The following is a 19,131-nucleotide window of genomic DNA, read 5'->3' on the forward strand; positions in this document are numbered from 1 at the left end:
CGTAGCCGTGAGGAAGGTGACAGATTCGTCACCGATCTTCCGCACGCGAAACCTCGGTGCCCGGCCTGCGTCGAGACGCCGCCGCTTCCTTGAGCCCTCGTCCGCCCCGTTGTAAGGCCGCCCGGTCCGCCGGGGGGATCAGGACCGATGCGCGCGCTCGTGACCGGCTCGGCCGGCTTCATCGGCTATCACCTCAGCCGGCGCCTCCTGGGCGAGGGGCACGCGGTCGTCGGGCTCGACGGCTTCTCCGACTACTACGACGTCGCCCTGAAGCGGGCGCGCCACGCCGAGCTTGAGCGCCTGCCCGGCTTCGAGCCGGTGGAGGGCCGCCTGGAGACGCCCGGCCTGCTCCACGATCTCCTCGGACGGGTGCGGCCCGACATCGTCGTCCACCTCGCCGCCCAGGCGGGCGTGCGCTACAGCCTCGAGAACCCGCAGGCCTATGCGGATGCCAACCTCACCGGCTCGTTCAACCTGCTGGAGGCGGTGCGCGCCCATCCGGTCCGCCACCTGCTGCTCGCCTCGACCAGCTCAGCCTATGGCGGCAACACCGCGCTGCCCTTCCGCGAGACCGACCGGGCGGTGACGCCGCTGACCCTCTACGCGGCCTCGAAGCTCGCCATGGAGGCGATGGCGCATTCCTACGCGCATCTCTTCGGCCTGCCGACGACGGCGTTCCGCTTCTTCACCGTCTACGGGCCCTGGGGCCGGCCGGACATGGCGCTCTTTCTCTTCGCCCGGAAGATCCTGGCGGGCGAGCCGATCGAGGTCTTCTCCGGCGGCACGGCGGAGCGGGACTTCACCTACGTGGACGACCTCGTCGACGCGATCCGCCGCCTGATCGACCGGCCGCCGCCGGCGCCCGGCGGCGAGGGCCCCGCCTGCGCGGCCGACACCCTGAGCCCGGTCGCGCCCTATCGCCTCGTCAACATCGGCGGCGGCCGCCCGGAGCGGCTCGGCCGGATGATCGACGTTCTGGAGGCCGCGATCGGGCGGCCGGCGGAGCGGATCGCCAAGCCGCTGCCGCCGGGGGACGTCGCCCGCACCCATGCCAGCACGGAGCTTCTCGAGTCCCTGATCGGCACAGTCCCCAGCACCCCGATCACGGACGGCATCCCCGCCTTCGTGCGCTGGTACCGGGACTACTACCGCGTCTGAGCGGCCCGGCGGCGGGGACGCCGCAGAGCCTTCTCGGTTCGAGCGGAGCCGCCCGATGGGATCAGGAGGTCGACCACTCCCGCTTGGCCTCCTCGGCGGAGCGGTCGAGGCGCACCTGGCCGCCCTCGACGGCCTGCACGAAGTCGACGGGGATGTAGTGGTGCAGGCCGCCGGCATCCTTGTCCGTCTTGGTGAGCTTGATCTGTCCGGCATCGACATGATCCACGGTGCCGACATGGGCGCCGTCGGAGCCGACCACCTCGGCGTGTTCCTTGATCTGCGAAACGTCGACCATTCGAAGTCCTCCTCTCGGGTCCCGGCCAACCGCCGCCGGCCGCCGGTGTTCCGCGCCGGGGCACGGGGCTGCGCCATCGATCTCGCCCGTTCCCTCGGGCGCGCGGATCGTCCAGAAGGGGCCGGTTCGAGAACAGAACGGAGCGCATGCGGATGACCGGTTCGGCCCAAGCCCTCGTCTCGCCGGAATGGCTGCACGAGCGCCTCTCGGCGCCCGATCTCGTGGTGCTCGACGGCTCCTGGTACCTGCCCGCCGCCGGGCGCGATCCGGAGGCGGAGTTCCGCGCCGCCCACATCCCCGGCGCGATCCGCTTCGACATCGACGCGATGAGCGACGAGGGCTCGCCCCTCCCCCACATGATGCCGCGCCCGGAGGTGTTCGCCTCGCGGATGCGGGCCCTCGGGGTCGGCGACGGCGTGCAGATCGTCGTCTACGACGGCATGGGCCTGTTCTCGGCCCCGCGCGTCTGGTGGATGCTGCGCAGCTTCGGCGTGCGGGACGCGGCGGTGCTCGACGGCGGCCTGCCGGCCTGGGTGGCCGCGGGCTTTCCCACCGAGGAGGGCGAGGCCCGGCCGCGCGAGCGGCGCCATTTCAGCGCCCGCTTCGACAACGGGGCCGTGGCGGATGCGGGCGACGTCGCGCGCGCCCTCGACACCGGCAGCGCCCAGGTGGTCGATGCCCGCTCCGGCAGCCGCTTCCGCGGCGAGGAGGCCGAGCCCCGCCCCGGCGTGCGCCCCGGCCACATGCCCGGCGCCCTCAACATGCACTATGCCGCCCTCCAGTCGAACGGCCGCATGAAGGACCCCGACGCCCTGCGCGCGGCGTTTGCCGAGAACGGCATCGACCCGGACCGGCCGATCGTGACGACCTGCGGCTCCGGCGTCACCGCCGCGATCGTGTCGCTCGCCCTCGAGACCATGGGCCGCCCGGCCCGCGCCCTCTACGACGGCTCCTGGTCGGAATGGGGTGCCGACACCGCCCGCCCCGTGGCGACGGGGCCGGCCCGGTAGGGGCCCGAAGGACCGGCTCCGTCATCCGCCTGTCATGGCAGGCGGGCTCGGCTGGCGGCGCAGTCCCGCACCGGGATCGCGGAGAGTCGTTCAACTTTTCGTGCGTCGGATTGCCGGAAGTATAGCATTTGCTATGGCCAAGGCGGGGCGTTCGCGGGGAACAGCGCGGTGGCGGAACGGCGGAGAGCGATGGGGCGGAGCGGCCTCGCGGCCGGAGCGGTCGCGCTCGCTCTCGCCGTTCCCGGTGCCCGTGCCGCCGATCCGGCAGCGCTCCCGGCGGAGCCGGCCTTCATCGACTGGTCGGGGCTCTCTCTCGGGATCGAGGGTAGCGCCGGCGCCTCCTTCGGCGCCTTCGGCTTCGGGCCGACGACGGTCGGCGGCCGGCCGGTTCCGCCCTTCCGCACCGGCGACGCCACCGGACGCAACGATCGCAGCCGCGAGGCGACCACCGCCGTCGGTGGCGGCTTTGCCGGCTATGCCTGGCAGGCCGGGCCGTGGCTGTGGGGCATCGAGGCCGACCTCGCCGGCTCGAACCTCAAGCGCCCCGTCTCCTTGACGGTGCCGGGCTTCGGCACCGAGGCGATCGATCCCGCCTTCAGCCTGATCCGCGCCAAGACCGACCTCTACGGCACCCTGCGGGGCCGCTTCGGCCTCGCCTTCGAGCGCTCCCTCGTCTACGCGACCTTCGGGCTCGCCGGCGCCCGCACCCGCTACCTCGCGAGCTATCCCGACGCCGCGGGCGGCGTCGCGGGGGCGCAGGCCGAGCGCACCGGGATCGGCTTCACCCTCGGCGCGGGCGTCCAGTACGCGGTCACCGACACGATCGCGCTCGGGCTCGACTACCGCTACCTCGATCTCGGCTCGACGGGCCGCTTCACCCTCGGCGCCGTGCCGGGCCTCGGGCCGGTCTCGACCCGGGCGGCCTCGACCGCCAACCAGATGCTGGCGCGGCTGATCTGGTACCCGCAGGGGCTGCGCCTGCCCCCGGAGGCCGAGGCGCCGGAGGACCGCGAGGCCCGCTTCTCGCTCCACGGCCAGACCACCTTCGTGAACCAAGCCGTGCCGGGCTTCCGCTCGCCCTATCAGAGCGGCAACAGCCTCGTGCCGCATCAGGCCCAGGCGACGACGACGGCGACTCTCTTCCTCGGCTTCAAGCTGATGGAGGGGACCGAGCTCTACTACAACCCGGAGTTCTCCCAGGGCTTCGGCCTGTCGCGCACGCTCGGCATCGCCGGCTTCGTCAACGGCGAGGCGCAGAAGGCCGGCGCGCCCTTCCCGAAGCTGCGCTCGAACCGCTACTTCGTGCGCCAGACCTTCGGCCTCGGCGGCGAGACCGAGGAGGTGCCCGACGGCCCGAACCAGGTCGCGACCCGCCGCGACGTGGAGCGGATCACCGTCGTCGCCGGCAAGTTCGCGCTGGGCGACTTCTTCGACGGCAACGCCTACGCCCACGACCCGCGCGTCGACTTCATGAACTGGTCGCTCTGGGCCTCCTCGGCCTGGGACTTTCCGGCCAACCTCCCCGGTTTCACGCAAGGGGTGATGGTCGAGTACAACCGGGCCGAGTTCGCCCTGCGCGCCGCCTATACCCAGGTGCCGAAGGAGCCCTCGAGCGACGTGCTCGACCCCCGCCTCCTCGACCGGGCCGGCGCCAACATCGAGCTGGAAACCCGCCACACCCTGCCGGGGATCGACCAGCCCGGTCGCATCCGGCTCGGCGCCTTCTCGAATGTCGGCAACACCGCGAACTACCGGCAGGCGGTCGTCCTGACCCAGGCGGGCCTCTTCGCCGACGCGGCGGAGGCCGCCTCCGCCACCCGCCGTCCCCGCCGCAAGAGCGGGGTCTACGCCAACCTGGAGCAGGCACTCACCGCCGATCTCGGGATGTTCGCGCGGGCCAGCCTCTCGGACGGGCGCAACGAGAGCCTGTCCTTCACCGACATCGACCGCAGCCTCTCCGGCGGTCTCTCCCTGAAGGGCACCGCCTGGGACCGGCCGACCGATACGGTCGGGATCGGCGGCGCGGTCAACGGGCTCTCGCCGTCGCACCGGGCCTACTTCGCCAATGGCGGCCTCGGGCTCCTCATCGGCGACGGCCGTCTGAACTACGGCACGGAGCGGGCGGTCGAGACCTACTACGCCCTGAACCTGACCAAGATGCTGACCCTGACCCTTGACTATCAGTTCGTGACGAACCCCGCCTACAACCGCGACCGCGGGCCCGTGCACGTCTTCGCCACCCGCCTGCACGCGGATTTCTGAGGGCGCTTGCGGCAGCGCGCGGGCCGGTCCACTGAGCCGGCATGAGCGAAGACGACCGCCCCCGCCGTCCGGCCCCCAAGCGCCCGGAGCGCCCGCGCAAGCCCTTCCCCGGACGCGGCGGCCGTCCCGGCGTGCCGCCCGACCGCCGGGGCGGCCCCCGCTCGGGGCCCGATGCCGGCCCGCGCGGAGGCCCCGACGACCCGATCGTGCTCTACGGCTGGCACCCGGTCTCGCAGGCGCTCGCCAACGAGCATCGCGCCCTGCACCGGCTGCTCGCCACGGAGAACGGCGCGGCGCGCCTCGCCGAGGAGCTGGGCACCCTGCGCATCGCCCCGGAGCTGGTGCGGCCCCGCGACATCGACCGCCTGCTCGGGCCGGACGCCGTGCACCAGGGCCTCTACCTCGAGGTCGATCCCCTGCCCGCCCCGGACCTCGACGCGCTGCCCGAGGACGCGCTGCTCGTGGCCCTCGACCAGCTCACCGACCCGCACAACGTCGGGGCCATTGTGCGCACGGCCGCCGCTTTCGGGGTCACGGCGATCGTCACCACGGCCCGGCACTCGCCGGCCGCGACCGGGGTGCTGGCCAAGTCCGCCTCCGGCGGGCTGGAGCACGTGCCGATGGTCGTGGTGCGCAATCTCGCCGAGGCGCTGATCAGCCTCGGCGAGCGCGGCTTCACCCGCATCGGCCTCGATTCGGAGGCGCCGGAGACGCTGGCTGCCGTCGGCCCGCGCCGGCCGGCGGTGCTGGTGCTCGGCGCCGAGGGCAAGGGCCTGCGCGAGCGCACCCGAAGCTGCTGCGACGTGCTCGCCCGCATCCCGTTCTCGGGGGCGATCCGCAGCCTCAACGTCTCGAACGCGGCGGCGATCGCCCTCTACGCCCTTAGCCCCGGGGAGGCCTAAGACCGTAACACCTTCGAACCGAAGCGTTCGAAGGTGTGCAGGCAAGCCCGAACGGGCGCCCGCGCCAATGCGCGGAACGCAGCTGGTCTGTGATCCCTCATCGCCAGAAGGGCTTGGCGTCCATGAGGTCGTCGTAGGCGTCGGCCGCGGCCTCGATCAGCCCGGCGCTGCCGGCCTCCCCGTCCGCGGCGGTGAGGCCGGCAGCGAAGGCGGCCCGGCCCGAGCCCGGCCCGCCATCGGCCACGTCGGCGAGCACAGTGTGGGCGGTGGCGAGGTCGTTCAGCGCGCCAAGATGATCCTGAAGGTCGGAGAGCGCCGCGGCGAAGGCCTTGTGGCGCTTCCGGGCGGTCTTCTCGGGGAAGAGCGAGGCGAAGAAGTCGGCCCCGTAGCGCAGCTTCTTGGCGGCGATCCGCACCCGGTGGCGCGCCTCCGGATCGAGCCCGGCGAGATCGCGCCCGCGCTTCTTCACCCGCTTGCGGAAGCGGTCGAGCACGAGGCCGGCGAAGTCGCGGGCGGGGCCGTCGCGCTCCGGCGGACCGCCCTCCCCGAGCCAGGGGCCGGTTTGCGTCCAGGCGACGAGATCGAGGAGCAGGCCGCGCCACTCCGGCGAGGCGAGCACGGCGAGGACGGCGGCGTGGGCGGCGTCGCGGTCCGCGCCGAGGCGGGCGCCGAGATCGGCGAGGCCCGGCTCGTCCGGCCGCCGCTCGGCCGAGGCGGGCAGGGTCTCCTCCAGGAAGACGTCGAGGTTGCGCGCCCGCCCGAACGGCTCGGCGATGCGCTTGATCTCCTCGGCCAGCGCCCGCGCCGCCGGGTCGTGGGCGAGGATCGGGTCGAATAGGCTGAAGGCCGAGCGCAGCCGCCGCAGGGCGACGCGCATCTGGTGAAGCGCCTCCGGATCGCGGGAGAGGAGGAACACCGCCTCGTTGAGCCTGAGATGCCGCAGGCAGGCGCCCGCAATGGCCTGGAAGGCCTGCGCCGCACTCGCGCCCTCCGGCAGGGCCAGGGGGGGCGCCTTGCTCGGCGCGCGCCCGACGCCCTCGACGAGGCGGAAGCCCCGGGCACTCTTCGACAGCGCGCCGAGCCGCAGCGGCACGCTCTCGCCGATCTCCCGGGCGAGACCGAACAGCTCCCCCGGGTCCCCGGAGACGAGCTCGAGCTCGAGCTCGCCGAGAACGGCGTCGCCGGCCTCCGTCTCGATCCGGCCCTCGTCGACGATCGCGAGGATCACGGTCTCGTTTCGGGTGACGCGGCTCTGGCGGCGGGCGACCACGGTGCGGAATACCGGCACCAGCCCCTCCTCGCTCCCGGCGAGAAGCTCGGCGGCCGGCGTATCGGCCAGGGCCTCCGTGACCGGCGTCTCGCCCGCGACGGTCGATTCCCACTCGTCCCGGTCGAACAGGCCCGGCGTGCCTTCGCCGGCCTTCACCGTCTGCACGAATCGGGCGCCCTCCTTGCGCACGCGCAGCGTCAGGCCGGCGGCCTTGAGCGCGTGCGAGGGGGTGTCGTAGTAGGTCGAGAGGAGATGCTTCGCCCGGCCCTTGCGGCCGCCGAGCAGCCTGTGGGCGGCGAGGGCGGCAAGATCCGGTCCCTCGCACTCGAGCTTCAGCTCAACCTCGCGTCCCACCTGCACCTGCTCCCGATCCCCGGCATCCGATATGCCGCAATCGCGCATAGGGGCAGCAGGTTGCCCCCGGCGTCAACCGTGGCCGTCACAAAGATATCGCATTGCAATAGGAAATCTTCCGCAGTGCGGCGCGAGTAAAGCGGCCGCCTTCGACTTGAGAGCCGGCTAATCTCCTGCGCGGGTGAAAGTGAATTTTGTGTTACGAACTTTCGCCGCATTCAACTGTCAGGACGAGCAGGATCTTCCGGAACGGCTGATAACCCTGCTATTGCCCGCTCTCGCAAAGACCCGAGCCCGATGCCCCGCCTGTCTCCCGCCTTTCCCCGCCTCGGCCGCCTGACCCGCGCGGCGGCGCTCGTCGCCGGCCTCGCCGTGCTGCCGACCGCGGTGCTCGGCTATGCGAACCTGCTTCCCGATCCGTTCGAGTTCGCGCTGCTCGGCCTCGGCGCCCCCTCGGCGGACCTGCCCAACACCGCCCGCCGGCTCGCCCAGGGCGAGTCGGTCCGGATCGTCGCCTTCGGTTCCTCCTCCACGGAGGGCGTCGGCGCCTCGAGCCCGGCGATGACCTACCCGGCCCGCCTCGAGGTCGCCCTGCGCAAGGCCCTGCCGCAGCTCAACGGCGCCGTCACCGTGGTCAACCGCGGCATCGGCGGCGAGCATGTCGACGACATGCTCAAGCGCCTGGACCGCGACGTGATCGGCGCCGAGCCGAATCTCGTGATCTGGCAGACCGGCAGCAACGATCCCCTGCGCGGCGTCGACCTCGACCATTTCCGCGAGGCCACGATCGCCGCCGTGCGCCGCATCCAGGAGGCCGGCATCGACGTCGTGCTGATGGAGCCGCAATGGTGCCCGAAGCTCGACGACACGCCGGGTGCCTACCGGTTCCGCGACGCCGTGCGCGAGATCGGCGAGGAGCTGACCGTGCCGGTGATCCGCCGCTCCGAGCTGATGCAGGACTGGGTGGCGCAGGCCAAGCTGACCCGCAAGCAGCTCTTCTCCGCCGACGGCCTCCACATGGCGGATGCCGGCTACGCGCTGCTCGCCCGCGCCGCCGCCGACGAGATCCTGCGCGATCTCGGCACCGCCGCCGCGCCGAAGGTGGCCTCCGCCTCGGCGGAGTGAGACGGGCCGCGTCTGCGGCCTCGAATCCCGGTCCTGGTCCGGTTCCTGCGTGATGGACGGCGGGCGCCGCGGCGTCCATGCTCCCGCCGGACCCGTCGCGACAGGATACCGGACCGCATGCATCATCTGCGCTGGCTCGCGCTGCTGCCCTTCCTCGGGATGCTCGTCGGCCCGTTCTTCCTCAACCGGGTGACGCCGTTCGTCCTCGGCATGCCGCTGCTGATGGCCTGGCTGGTCTTCTGCGTGCTCGGCACCTCGGCGGTGATGGGCGTGATCTACCTCACCGATCCGGCCAACCGCACGGCGGGCGGCACCGATTCGTCGGGAGAGGGCCGGTGAGCGTCGCCCTCGCGATCATCGCGTTCACCTTCCTCGGCGCCCTCGCCCTCGGCCTGCGAGCGCGCTCGGGCCGGCAGATGAGCCTGGAGCAGTGGACGGTGGGCGGGCGCGGCTTCGGCACGCTCCTCGTCTTCCTGCTCATGGCCGGCGAGATCTACACGACCTTCGCCTTCCTCGGCGGCTCCGGCCTCGCCTACGGCAAGGGCGGGCCGGCCTACTACATCCTCTGCTACCTGGCGCTGATCTACGTCATCTCCTACTGGCTGCTGCCGCCGATCTGGGCCTACGCCAAGGCCCGCAATCTGTTCTCGCAGCCCGACTTCTTCGCCGCGAAATACGAGAGCCGGGGGCTCGGTCTCCTCGTCGCCGTCGTCGGGATCGTCTCGCTCGTGCCCTACATGGTCCTCCAGCTGAAGGGCCTCGGGATCATCGTCTCGACGGCCTCCTACGGCGCGGTGAGCCCCGCGGCCGCGATCTGGATCGGGGCGGCGGGCGTCACCGCCTACGTCGTGGTCTCGGGCGTGCGCGGCTCGGCCTGGACGGCGGCGATCAAGGACGTGCTGATCCTGTTCGTGGTCGTCTTCCTGGGCCTCTACCTGCCCTACCACTACTACGGCGGCATCGCGCCGATGTTCGAGGCGATCGAGGCCGCCCGCCCCGGCTTCCTCGCCCTGCCGGAGCGGGGCCAGAGCGCGGTCTGGTTCGCCTCGACGACGCTGCTGACGGCGCTCGGCGGCTACGCCTGGCCGCACGTCTTCGCCTCGCTCTACACGGCGAGCGACCCCCGCACCTTCCGGCGCAATGCCGTGATCCTGCCGCTCTACCAGCTCGTGCTGCTCTTCGTGCTGTTCTGTGGCTTCGCGGCCGTTCTCCAGGTCCCCGGCCTGAAGGGCGCCGACGCCGATCTCTCCCTGTTCAAGCTCGCGCTCCAGACCTTCCCGCCCTGGTTCGTGGGCGTGATCGGCGCGACGGGCGTGCTCACCGCCCTGGTGCCGGGCTCGATGATCCTGATGTCGGGGGCGACGCTCGTCGCCAACAACCTCTACCGGCCCCTGAGCCCGGCCGCGACGGACGCCTCCACCGCCCGCCTCGCCAAAGGCATCGTGCCGGTGCTGGCGCTGGTCTGCGTCGGCTTCGCGCTGCACGGGGGTGACACGATCGTGCAGCTCCTGCTCATGGGCTACAACTTCGTGACGCAGCTCTTCCCCGCGCTGCTGGCGAGCCTGATGCGGCGCAATCCCCTCACGGCGGCCGGCGCCATCGCCGGGATCGTGGCCGGCGTCGGCAGCGTGGCGGCGACGGTGATCCTCGGCCTCAGCGTCGGCGGGCTGTTCCCGTTCCTGCCGGCCGCGCTTCAGGACATCAATGTCGGTGTCCTCGCGTTGACCCTCAACGTCGTCGTGGCGGTCGCTGTCAGCCGATGGGGCGCCCTCGCAGTCGCCGCTCCGGGCGGCCGGGCGTATTGAGACAGATCGTCTCAGTTTCGGGGCGTGACATCACCGCCGGGCGGTGGAAGATGCTTCCGAAGACCTTGATTCGGGAGGAGCGGATGTCCCCGGAATTGCGGGAATCTCGGGTCGCGCTGCTCTTGCTGGCACTGTCGGTGGTCTCGGTGCTCGTGTTCGGCGCCGCGACCCTGATCGGTCTGACGAGTTGACCGGCAAACACAGAAATTTCTTCGGGTTTGGCAACCTCAAGTTGACGTCGCTCTGGAACTTAGTGATCTAGGTTATAGTATCTGTCTCCGAGACCGAGGAGGCTCGGATATGGCGACCCTTGCCGTCGGACATGCTCCGACGCTCGTTGATTGCGACCTCAGAGCGGCCCTGGACGCCGCCGGCGTCATCGGCACTTGGTACTGGTCGGCCTCGAACGGTCGTTTCATCCTCGACGAAGGGGCCGCGAGCCTCCTGGCCGGCGACGGGGCGCTTGCCGGCGCGATGCTCCTGCCGGACCGCGCCCGCGCGCGGATGCTCGAATCCGATCACGCCCGCTTCGAGCGGCGCTTCCGCATCGCCTGCCGGCTCGGCGGCTCGTTCTTCACGGAGTATCGGGCCCGCTCCGCCGAGGGCTACCGATCCGTCATCGAGCGCGGCCGCCTCTTCCACGACGAGGCGGGGCGGCCGACCCACGGCCAGGGCATCGTGCTCGACGTGACCGAGCCCGCCGACAAGCCGTTCTCGATCGTGCCTGCCGTGCATGGCGAACGCGCCGAGGCGCTCGATCTCGCCGCCGACCACGCCATCGCCTGCCGGCAGGCGCTCGACCGCCTCGCCCATTCCGAGCTGCGTCTCCTCGCCGATCTGCTGCTGATGCGCCTCGGTCAGGAGATCGCCCGCTAGAGTCGGTCCGGGAGACGTGGAAGCCGGTTCTCCGTCAGGATTATCGATCCGACGGGAGATCAGGGTCTGTCAGGCGTTTTCATGAACGCCCGACGGACCCTGGGAAGCCTCCCGGGACCCGCTACTGCACCAGCACCGCCTGGTCGCAGCGGGTGCCGTCCACGCCGACCTCGGCGAGGCCGACCCGGATGCCGAGCGTACGCAGGGTCGAGTCGAGGAGCTGGTCGAGGACCGGAGCCGCGGCGGCCAGGGTGGTTGCGAGGGCCGGCCGCAGGAGCGGGGAGAGGCCGATCCCGTTGATGTCGAACGTGGCATCGCGCATCAGGCCGGCGGTGGCCGAGCCGACGAGCCCGCTCGCCGAGACGCTCTGGACCCGATGCCGGGTGATGTCGTCGTCGCCGAAGGTCAGGGTGCGGGCATAGGAGCCGCCGAGGCTCGTGCGCCCGGCCGCCCGGATGCTCAGGCCCGGGGCCCGCAGGATCTCGCTCGGCTGCGACAGGTCCGGGCCGGCACCCGCGGCGCGCAGGGCGGAGCGCGAGACGTCGGCGAGGGCGAGGGTCAGCACCCCCGTCTGCGCGTCGACGCTCACCTGCCGCTGGCTCGGGCTCGTCCAGGGGCAGGTCACGGAGCGCAGGCTCGCCTGCGCCGAGGCGGCCTCGGCGTAGAGGGAGAGGTTGAGGTCGGCGAGCCCCAGGGGTGCCGCGAGGCCGGCCTCGATGAGGAGCCGGGTCTGCGCGGTCCGAAGGGTGGCGTTGGGCGTGCCCGGCTGCACCCAGCCCGAGTTCTGGCGGCGCTCGCCGATCGCCAGGGTCAGCCGCGTGCTCGTGAGGCCGGGCACCGTGGCGCCGAGGTCGACCGAGATCTGCCGCTGCCCGTTGGCGACGGAGGCGGTGGCCGCGACGAGATCCATCAGGGACATCTCGGGGCCCCGGCTGCCGCGGGCCGGCGAGAGGGCTGCGGCATCGCCGAGATCGAGGATGCGCCCTACGGGCAGGCTCGCGCCCGCGCCGGGCAGGGCGGCGGAGAGGGCCGCGAGGGCGACGCCGGCCCGCGCCTCCCCGGCAACCGCCACCTGGAGCGCCGAGAGGACCTGCCCGACGCTGGCACGGGCGCCGAGCACCTCCGCGTAGCTGCCGGCCTTCAGGTTCAGCCGCGCGTCGAGGGCATCGAGGAAGCGGAAGGCGTCGACGCGAGTCGAGAGCAGCGCGTCGTAGTCCATCGCCCGGAGGGACAGGCGGGTGTCGAGGAGCGCGCCGAGCACCGCGTTCGCGATGCCGCCGTCGAGGGCGGCGAGGCCGGAGCCGACATGGAAGGCGGCGAACTGGGCCCGTGCCGCCGTGCCCCGCGCCCGGATGCCGACCTCCGCCGGCAGGCCCAGCGCCCGGGCGAAGTAGGTGCGGGCGGTGGTCGAGAGATCGATCCGTACGGCGTTGGCGGGCGTGTCCGCCGCCCGGAAGCGGGCCTCCGGCGCGAGAGTCGCGTTCGCCTCGTAGCGGCCGGATTCGATGCGGACCGCGCTCGTTCCGTAGCCGTTGTCGGCGAGCGAGCGCCGGGCCCTGTCCTCGGCGGCGCCGATCTCGGTCGCGGCCACGAGGGCGGCGACGTCCGCGGCGCCCTGGGCCTTGCGCGAGGCCTGATGGAGCATGCCGAGGTCGACGCCGATCGCGGCGGCCCCCAGCAGCACCGTCGCCCCGAGCGCGGTCATCACGGCCACGGAGCCGCGCCGGTCGCCGCGAAAGCGCCGGACGGCGCTCACAGGCCCCCCCGGCGGACGGCGACGCGGCTGCGCATCATGTCCGGCGGCAGCGGCACCAGCCTGGCGAAGCCGCCGAGGCCGAGCGCGGTCGAATCGTAGCTGAGGGTGACGACGTAGAGCGTCGGATCGCCGAGATCGGCCCCGACCTCGACCCCGACACTGCCGGGCCGGAATAGCGAGCCGCCGGCGAGGCTGGTGTCGACCCGCTGCCGGGCGAGGCTCGCCCGCTCCGCGTCGGTGACGCCCGCCACGGAGGCGCGGGCCGCCTCCGCCGCGAGCTGGCGCAGGCTGCTCATCGCGCCGAGATAGAGGCCGAAGACGACGATGCCTGCGAACAGCGCGATGAGCACCGGCGCGACGATCGCGAACTCGACCGCCGAGCTGCCGCCCGCGTCGGAACCGAGGCGCCGGACCGCTGCCCACCCCCGCCTCGCCGTCATCGCGCCCTCCCGGCCAGTTGCATCGCCTCATGCAATACAACCAAAAGTGATAGAAGCCGGTTAACGGGTTGTGTCGGGTTGTCGGTGTCCCTTCAGCCGCCTAGGCGTCCGGGCCGGTTTTCTCCCGGCGTTCGAGGAACGCTCCGAGATAGCCGGCCAGCGCCTCAGCGCGCTCGACAGCGAGCATGTGTGCGGCGCGCGGCAGCAGCACCAGCTCGGCCTCGCCCAGGCCCGCGCAGATCTCCTCCGCGAGCGTCGGCGTCGTGGACGGGTCCTCGCGGCCGGCGACGACGAGGGCCGGCACCCGGATCGCGGAGAGCCGCGGCCGAAGGTCCATGCCGCCGATCGCACCGCAGCAGGCCGCGTAGCTGCCGGGATCGCAGGCGAGGAGCGCGGCGCGCAGCCGCTCGACCGCCTCCGGCGACCCCGCGCGGAAGGGCGCCGTGAGCCAGCGCTCCAGGGTCGCCTCGGCGATGGCGGCGGTGCCCTTCTCCCGCACCGTCGCGGCGCGCTCCGCCCAGCTCGCCGCGCTCGGCAGGTGGGCGGCGGTCGCGATCAGTGCGAGGCTCGCCACCCGCTCCGGCGCGCGGATCGCCAGCGCCTGCGCAACCATGCCCCCGAGCGAAATGCCGGCGCAGTGGGCGCGGGCGATGCCGAGCGCATCGAGAAGCCCCGCGAGGTCGCCGGCGAGGGCCTCGATCGTCACCGGCGCGTCGCAGGCCTGCGAGCCGCCGTGTCCGCGCGTATCGTAGCGCAGGCAGCGGTAGCGCGCCGCGAGCCGGGGCATGACGCCCTCCCAGAGGCCGAGGTCGGAGCCGAGCGCGTTGGAGAAGGCGACGACGGGGGCGCCCTCCGGCCCGTCGAGCCGGTAGTGGACGGCGCGTCCGCCGATCGCGACATGTGGCATCGTGTCAGCCCTCCGCCCGCAGGCCCAGCAGCGCCCGCGCCTCGGCCGGCGTCGCCGGACGGCGCCCGTGGCGCGCGATGGCCTCGACGGCGAGCGATACGAGCTCGGCGTTGCTGCCGGCCAACCGGTCCTTCGCCACCCGGATGTTGTCCTCGAGCCCGGTGCGGACCGCGTCGGCGCCCCTTGCCAGCGCCCAATCCATCACCCGCGCCTGCTCGCGGCCGATGCCCGCGGCCGTCCAGGTGGCGTGCGGCAGGACGCGGCGCAGCTCGCCGAGCAGGATGTCGAGGAGGCGTTCGTCCGCCGGCAGGGCGTTCTTCACGCCCATCACCACCTGCACGTGCGGGCGCGCGTTGATCAGGCCCTCGTCGAGGAGGCGGCGGGCGCCGTGGAGATGGGAGAGGTCGAAGATCTCGATCTCGGGCCGCACCGCGTTGGCGCGCATCTGCCCGGCGAGGTCGCTCACGAGCGAGGCGGGGTTCTCGTAGACGATGGTCGGGAAGTTCACCGAGCCCGTCGAGAGCGAGGCCATGTCCGGCCGGTGCTTCAGCGGGAGGCCGCGGCTCGCCGGATCGCGCCCGCGCCCCCCCGTCGAGAACTGCACCACCATGCCGGGGCAGTGCTTTCGCAACCCCTCCTGCACGGCGGCGAAGCGGTCCGGGTCGGAGGACGGGCTCTCGTCGTCGTTGCGCACGTGGATATGGGCGAGGCTCGCGCCGGTCTCGAAGGCGCCTTGCGTCGATTCGATCTGCTCGGCCACCGTGATCGGCACCGCCGGGTTGTCGCGCTTTCGCGGCACGGAGCCGGTGATCGCGACGGCGACGACGACGGGGGATGCGCTCATGGTTCGGGGCTCTCGCAGCCGATGCTCGACAGCCGGAACCTAGCGCGCGGCGCGCCGCAAGGGGACCGCGGCGTGGGCCGGTTTCGGCCGCCACGCCGTCGGACGCTGTCGCCGGCCCCGCGCCCGCCGCATCCGATGCAGACGCCGAAACGGCAATTTGCAACTTAAGATTTAGTTCATCCTATAGAGGTTGTATTTCAGGGTCGATGCCACCCCAGCGCGAGATCGGACAGCGAAGCGTCGTCCCGTCCGGCTCGCCCGATCCGGGTGTCCTTCTTCGATCCCCCGCAACGGAGACGCCGGATGGGCGGCCTCGGACTCAGCGTCCTCATCGTCACCCACGACGCGGCCTCGGAGATCGGCCCCTGCCTCGCCTACCTGACGGGCAGCGAGATCGGCCGGTCCTGCGAGATCGTCGTGGTGGATAACGGCTCGCGCGACGGCACCGGGCAGATCGTCGCCGGCCGCTGGCCGGAGGTGCATCTCGTGGCCGGCCGCCGCGGGCACGGTGTCGCCGGCGGCACGGCGCTGGCGTTCGCCGCCTCGCGGGGCCGCTACCTGCTGCTGCTCGCCCCGAACGTCCTCCTGATCGATCCCGGAACGGTGGCCGGCCTGATCGAGGGGCTCGACGCCAGGCCCGAGGCGGGAGCGGTCGGCCTCCGCCTCGTCGCCGACGGCGGCGCGGGCGCCGCGCCGGGCCGTCTCGCCGCGGCCGTCCGGTCGCTCGGCATCGGGCCGCGCGGTGCCGCGACGGTCGGGGGAGCGTCCGAGGCCTGCCTGATGATCCGGCGTGAGGCGGCCTGCCCGGCGGGGGCGAGCCCTCTGTTCCTCGGCGGCGGGACCTGGCCCGCGCGTCTTCGCGGAGCCGGCTGGGGCGTCGAGGTCCTGCCTCGGCTCGAGGCGATCCAGCTCGGCCGATCGGTGTCCGCGCTTCCGGCCCGCGTCCGTCGCGAGCGCCGATCGGGGACGGCGCAGGCCTGCACCGTGACGGAGATCTCGGAGCGCCGCCGCGCGCCGTGAGCCGCTCAGAGCGCCTTCTCCAAGAGCCCCTCGATCCACTCCGGCTGGGTCTCGCCCACCGAGCGGCCGACCTCCCGGCCGCCCTTGAAGACGATCAGGGTGCTCTGGGAGCGCGCCTCGAAGCGGCGCATCGCCTCCTTGCGGGTGTCGAAGTCGATGTCGAGGACGAGAAGGTCCCGGAAGCGCGGATCGGCCGCGAGCTTGGCGAGGATCGGCTTCTGCGCCTTGCAGATCGGGCACCAGGGCGCGCTCACCGCCACCAGGATCGGCCGCCCCGCCGCCAGCGCGGCCTCGAACGCCGCGTCGGTGTAGGGGGCGGGGTCGGCGCGGGCGGGTAACGCGGCGGCGACGACGGCGAGCGCCGCCATGGCGGCGGCTGGACGGAACGGCATGGGGCGGCCCTCCCGCCCGCCGTCTCGGGACGCGGGCGTCGCTCCCATATAGGGCGCCGTCCTGCCCCGGCTGCGCCGGACTCCGGGGCCCCGTTCACGATCCTGCGCGGGATGGCCGCGCCGTCCGTAGTCTTCGGCGCGGTCTTCGCCTCAATCTTGCAGTCCTGCGGTGCTAGAGAAGCTCTGTGAGTTTGGGACGACGGATCGTGAGAGCTGTGGCGTGTAAATCCGGGACGGTGCCGCGGCGTGCCGATCCCGTCGCGGGACGGTGCGTGTCGGCCGGCCGGGCCCTTCTGGTCGCGCTCTTCTGTCTCGGCGGCGCGCTCCTGTCCGGATCGGCCGGGGCCGAGCCCTTCCGCCTCGGTCAGGACGACAAGGTCGACGTGCGCGTCTTCGGCCGGCCCGATCTCTCGATGAGCCTCAAGATCGACGCCGACGGCAACCTGCGCCTGCCGCTGGTCGGCAGCGTCCCTGCGGCCGGCCAGACGGTCGACGCGGTCGAGGAGCGGCTGAACGCCGCCTATCGCGACGGGGCCGGCATCGTCGGCCCGAAGGTGACGGTGACGGTGCTCGAGACCGGCCCGATCTTCGTCGGCGGCGCCGTGCAGAGCCCCGGCCGCTACCCCTGGGCGAGCGACCTGACGCCGGCCAAGGCCTACGCGCTCGCCGGGGGGGCACCGCGCCTCTCCGAATCCGGCGGGCCGCTGCTGGCCTTCGAGTCCTACCGGGCGGTCGAGCAGGAGGAGCAGACCCAGACGCGGCTCGCCTCCGCCGTGCTGCGCCGGGCCCGCCTCGGCGCGGAGGCCGCCTCCGCTGCGACGTTCGAGCCGCCGAAGGGCTGGGCCGAGGGCCTCGCCACCGCCCAGGCCGACGAACTGCTCACCCGCGAGCGCCACCTCTTCGCCAAGCGCCGGGAATCGCTCGCCGGCGAGGTCAACAACCTCAAGCGCCAACAGCAGATCCTGGTGGAGCAGGACGCCGCCTATCGGGCGAGCCTCGTCAAGAAGGCGCAGCAGCGCTCGCTCCTCCAGCAGGAGCTCAGCGCCATGGACGGCGAGGCGACCACCGCCCGCCTCGTGCCCGTGACGCGCCTCCTCACGCTCAAGCGCCAGATCGTCGAGGTCGAGAACGACCAGCGCGACATCGAGCGGCGCATCACCGAGACCAAGCTCCAGGGCACCATCACCGAGACCACCATCGCCAACCTCCAGAACGCGCGGATCGTCGAAGCCTCGACGCAGCTCGCCGAGGTGGAGCGCGAGCTCGTGTCGCTCCGCGACAGCCTGGAGCCGAACCGGCGTCGCGCCGACATCGCCCGGCAGGTGATCGGCAACGGCGGCGCTGGTGCCCGCGGAGCCCGGACCGAGCGGGACGCCCGTGCCCGCGAGCCCCTCTTCTCGATCCGCCGGCAGGTCGCAGGCCGCACGGAGGTCATTCAGGCCGGGCCCGACACGCCGCTGATGCCCCGCGACCTCGTGCAGGTCGCCGTTCCCGCGCCGGTCCCGGCCTCGGCGGAGCGTGCGCCGGCCGAGCCGCCGGCGCCGCAATCCTCGGCCACGGGCACCCTGCCCGGAAAGCCCGGCGCCGCGGCCTCCGCCTCCCGCTGAGGGGCACTTCCCGACACGCCTGACCACCTTCGGGACAAGGCCCGAGACGGCGGTTTAGCCCGGCATTAAGCATGCCGGTTTACCGTCTTCGCATGGTCTCGACAGGCAGAATCTCGGCGCGGGGACGGCTCTGCGTCTTCGCACTCCTCTGCGGCGCGGCGCTTCCCGCGTCCGCCGAGACGCTCGACAGCGCCCTGATCCGCGCCTACGCGGCGAACCCCCAGCTCAACGCCAGCCGCGCGGGGCTTCGCGCCACCGACGAGAACGTCGCGATCGCCCAGGCCGGCTACCGGCCGCGGGTCGCGGTCGACGCCGATCTCGGCGTGCAGAAGTTCGACGGCGTGCTCTCGGGCACCCGAATCAACCAGACGACGCTGCCGGGCGGCGCTGGCATCACCGTCAACCAGACCCTGTTCAACGGCTTCCAGACCGACAACGCTACGCGGCAGGCGGAATCCACCGTCTACAGCCAGCGCGAGGGTCTGCGCACGACCGAGATGACCGTGCTCTACAGCGCGGTCCAGGCCTACATGGCCGTGCTGTCCGACACCGCCACGCTGGAGCTGCGCCGCAACAACGTCGAGGTGCTGGAGGAGCAGCTCCGCCAGACCCGCGAGCGCTTCCGCATCGGCGAGGTGACGCGCACGGACGTGGCGCAGGCGGAGGCGCGTCTGGCAGGCGCCCGCTCGGACGTGAGCGCGGCGGAGGCGCAGCTGCGGGCCTCGATCGGCCTGTACCGTCAGTTCGTGGGCGTCGAGCCGCGCCAGCTGGCGCCGGGGCGTCCGCTGGACCGCTACGTGCCCGGCAGCCTCGACGGGGCGATCGAGATCGGGCTGAAGGAGCACCCCTCGATCCTCTCGGCGCTGCATCAGGTCGACGCGGCGGAGGCGCAGGTGAAGGTGCTGGAGGGCCAGCTCTACCCGACGGTGGCGCTGCAGGGTCAGGTCAACCAGCGCTACGACCAGCAGCTGGCCGGCTCGAACGGGGTCTCGGCGACGATCCTCGGGCGGCTGACGGTGCCGATCTACGAGGGCGGGCAGACCTACGCGCAGATCCGCCAGGCGAAGGAGCTGGTGGGGCAGTCGCGCATCCAGGTGGAGCAGAGCCG

At 72.7% G+C, this 19,131-nt stretch carries 18 protein-coding genes; 11 read left to right on the top strand and 7 right to left on the bottom strand.

Features of this window, described 5'->3' with window-relative positions:
- The first annotated feature begins 147 nt into the window (after positions 1-147).
- Complete coding sequence (locus tag MFF04_RS03430) at positions 148-1,158, top strand: NAD-dependent epimerase/dehydratase family protein (RefSeq protein WP_238274063.1); 1,011 nt, start codon at positions 148-150, stop codon at positions 1,156-1,158.
- Positions 1,159-1,219: 61 nt separating this feature from the next.
- On the opposite strand, the gene MFF04_RS03435 is transcribed toward MFF04_RS03430, so the two are convergent.
- Positions 1,220-1,453 (bottom strand): DUF2171 domain-containing protein, encoded by a 234-nt coding sequence (locus tag MFF04_RS03435; RefSeq protein WP_238274064.1) that lies wholly within the window; start codon positions 1,451-1,453, stop codon positions 1,220-1,222.
- Between the two features lie 152 nt (positions 1,454-1,605).
- On the opposite strand from MFF04_RS03435, the gene sseA reads away from it, so the two are divergent.
- The 3 genes from sseA to rlmB all read left to right on the top strand — a co-directional run bounded on the left by sseA (position 1,606) and on the right by rlmB (position 5,627).
- Positions 1,606-2,463 carry a 3-mercaptopyruvate sulfurtransferase gene (sseA, locus tag MFF04_RS03440; protein WP_238274065.1) on the top strand — a complete coding sequence of 286 codons (858 nt, stop codon included), beginning with the start codon at positions 1,606-1,608 and terminating at the stop codon, positions 2,461-2,463.
- 189 nt (positions 2,464-2,652) lie between these two features.
- Positions 2,653-4,725, top strand: a complete 2,073-nt coding sequence (locus tag MFF04_RS03445) for a carbohydrate porin (protein WP_238274066.1) — start codon at positions 2,653-2,655, stop codon at positions 4,723-4,725.
- A gap of 41 nt (positions 4,726-4,766) precedes the next feature.
- Entirely contained in the window at positions 4,767-5,627 is an 861-nt protein-coding gene (rlmB, locus tag MFF04_RS03450) for a 23S rRNA (guanosine(2251)-2'-O)-methyltransferase RlmB (protein ID WP_238274067.1), read from the top strand.
- A gap of 97 nt (positions 5,628-5,724) precedes the next feature.
- On the opposite strand, the gene MFF04_RS03455 is transcribed toward rlmB, so the two are convergent.
- The gene (locus tag MFF04_RS03455; protein ID WP_238274068.1) at positions 5,725-7,257 is read right to left on the bottom strand and encodes a CYTH and CHAD domain-containing protein; all 1,533 of its coding nucleotides are present in this window, start codon (positions 7,255-7,257) and stop codon (positions 5,725-5,727) included.
- Positions 7,258-7,548: 291 nt separating this feature from the next.
- Here MFF04_RS03455 and MFF04_RS03460 point away from each other — a divergent pair, with 291 nt between their 5' ends.
- The 4 genes from MFF04_RS03460 (at position 7,549) to MFF04_RS03475 (ending at position 11,057) form a co-directional block, all read left to right on the top strand.
- Positions 7,549-8,376 carry an SGNH/GDSL hydrolase family protein gene (locus MFF04_RS03460; protein ID WP_238274069.1) on the top strand — a complete coding sequence of 276 codons (828 nt, stop codon included), beginning with the start codon at positions 7,549-7,551 and terminating at the stop codon, positions 8,374-8,376.
- 117 nt (positions 8,377-8,493) lie between these two features.
- Positions 8,494-8,715 carry a DUF3311 domain-containing protein gene (locus MFF04_RS03465; RefSeq protein WP_238274070.1) on the top strand — a complete coding sequence of 74 codons (222 nt, stop codon included), beginning with the start codon at positions 8,494-8,496 and terminating at the stop codon, positions 8,713-8,715.
- Positions 8,712-10,181, top strand: coding sequence for a sodium:solute symporter family protein (locus MFF04_RS03470; protein ID WP_238274071.1), 1,470 nt, complete (start codon positions 8,712-8,714; stop codon positions 10,179-10,181). The genes MFF04_RS03465 and MFF04_RS03470 overlap by 4 nt, the downstream gene beginning before the upstream one ends.
- A 300-nt stretch (positions 10,182-10,481) precedes the next feature.
- The gene (locus MFF04_RS03475) at positions 10,482-11,057 is read left to right on the top strand and encodes a PAS domain-containing protein (RefSeq protein ID WP_238274072.1); all 576 of its coding nucleotides are present in this window, start codon (positions 10,482-10,484) and stop codon (positions 11,055-11,057) included.
- A gap of 121 nt (positions 11,058-11,178) precedes the next feature.
- Here MFF04_RS03475 and MFF04_RS03480 read toward each other — a convergent pair whose 3' ends face one another.
- From MFF04_RS03480 to MFF04_RS03495, 4 genes are all read right to left on the bottom strand, one after another.
- Complete coding sequence (locus MFF04_RS03480) at positions 11,179-12,813, bottom strand: TadG family pilus assembly protein (RefSeq protein WP_238274073.1); 1,635 nt, start codon at positions 12,811-12,813, stop codon at positions 11,179-11,181.
- Positions 12,810-13,253: a TadE/TadG family type IV pilus assembly protein gene (locus MFF04_RS03485; RefSeq protein ID WP_238274074.1), complete on the bottom strand. Its 444-nt coding sequence runs from the start codon at positions 13,251-13,253 to the stop codon at positions 12,810-12,812. The genes MFF04_RS03480 and MFF04_RS03485 overlap by 4 nt, the downstream gene beginning before the upstream one ends.
- A 100-nt stretch (positions 13,254-13,353) precedes the next feature.
- On the bottom strand, positions 13,354-14,160 hold the full coding sequence (pcaD, locus tag MFF04_RS03490; RefSeq protein ID WP_238274075.1) for a 3-oxoadipate enol-lactonase: 807 nt from the start codon (positions 14,158-14,160) through the stop codon (positions 13,354-13,356).
- A gap of 4 nt (positions 14,161-14,164) precedes the next feature.
- The gene (locus tag MFF04_RS03495) at positions 14,165-15,004 is read right to left on the bottom strand and encodes a 3-oxoadipate:acetyl-CoA acetyltransferase (RefSeq protein ID WP_238274076.1); all 840 of its coding nucleotides are present in this window, start codon (positions 15,002-15,004) and stop codon (positions 14,165-14,167) included.
- A 303-nt stretch (positions 15,005-15,307) separates the two neighbouring features.
- Between MFF04_RS03495 and MFF04_RS03500 the strand changes: the two genes are divergently transcribed.
- Entirely contained in the window at positions 15,308-16,024 is a 717-nt protein-coding gene (locus tag MFF04_RS03500) for a glycosyltransferase (RefSeq protein ID WP_238274077.1), read from the top strand.
- 5 nt (positions 16,025-16,029) lie between these two features.
- On the opposite strand, the gene MFF04_RS03505 is transcribed toward MFF04_RS03500, so the two are convergent.
- Positions 16,030-16,416, bottom strand: coding sequence for a thioredoxin family protein (locus MFF04_RS03505; protein ID WP_238274078.1), 387 nt, complete (start codon positions 16,414-16,416; stop codon positions 16,030-16,032).
- Positions 16,417-16,688: 272 nt separating this feature from the next.
- Here MFF04_RS03505 and MFF04_RS03510 point away from each other — a divergent pair, with 272 nt between their 5' ends.
- Both MFF04_RS03510 and MFF04_RS03515 read left to right on the top strand, forming a co-directional pair.
- Positions 16,689-18,023, top strand: coding sequence for a polysaccharide biosynthesis/export family protein (locus tag MFF04_RS03510; protein ID WP_238274079.1), 1,335 nt, complete (start codon positions 16,689-16,691; stop codon positions 18,021-18,023).
- Positions 18,024-18,115: 92 nt separating this feature from the next.
- The coding region (locus MFF04_RS03515; RefSeq protein ID WP_238274080.1) for a TolC family outer membrane protein at positions 18,116-19,131 on the top strand (1,016 nt) is incomplete at its 3' end.

The sequence above is a fragment of the Methylobacterium jeotgali genome, from assembly GCF_022179345.1.
GTDB classification, from domain to species: Bacteria; Pseudomonadota; Alphaproteobacteria; order Rhizobiales; family Beijerinckiaceae; genus Methylobacterium; species Methylobacterium jeotgali.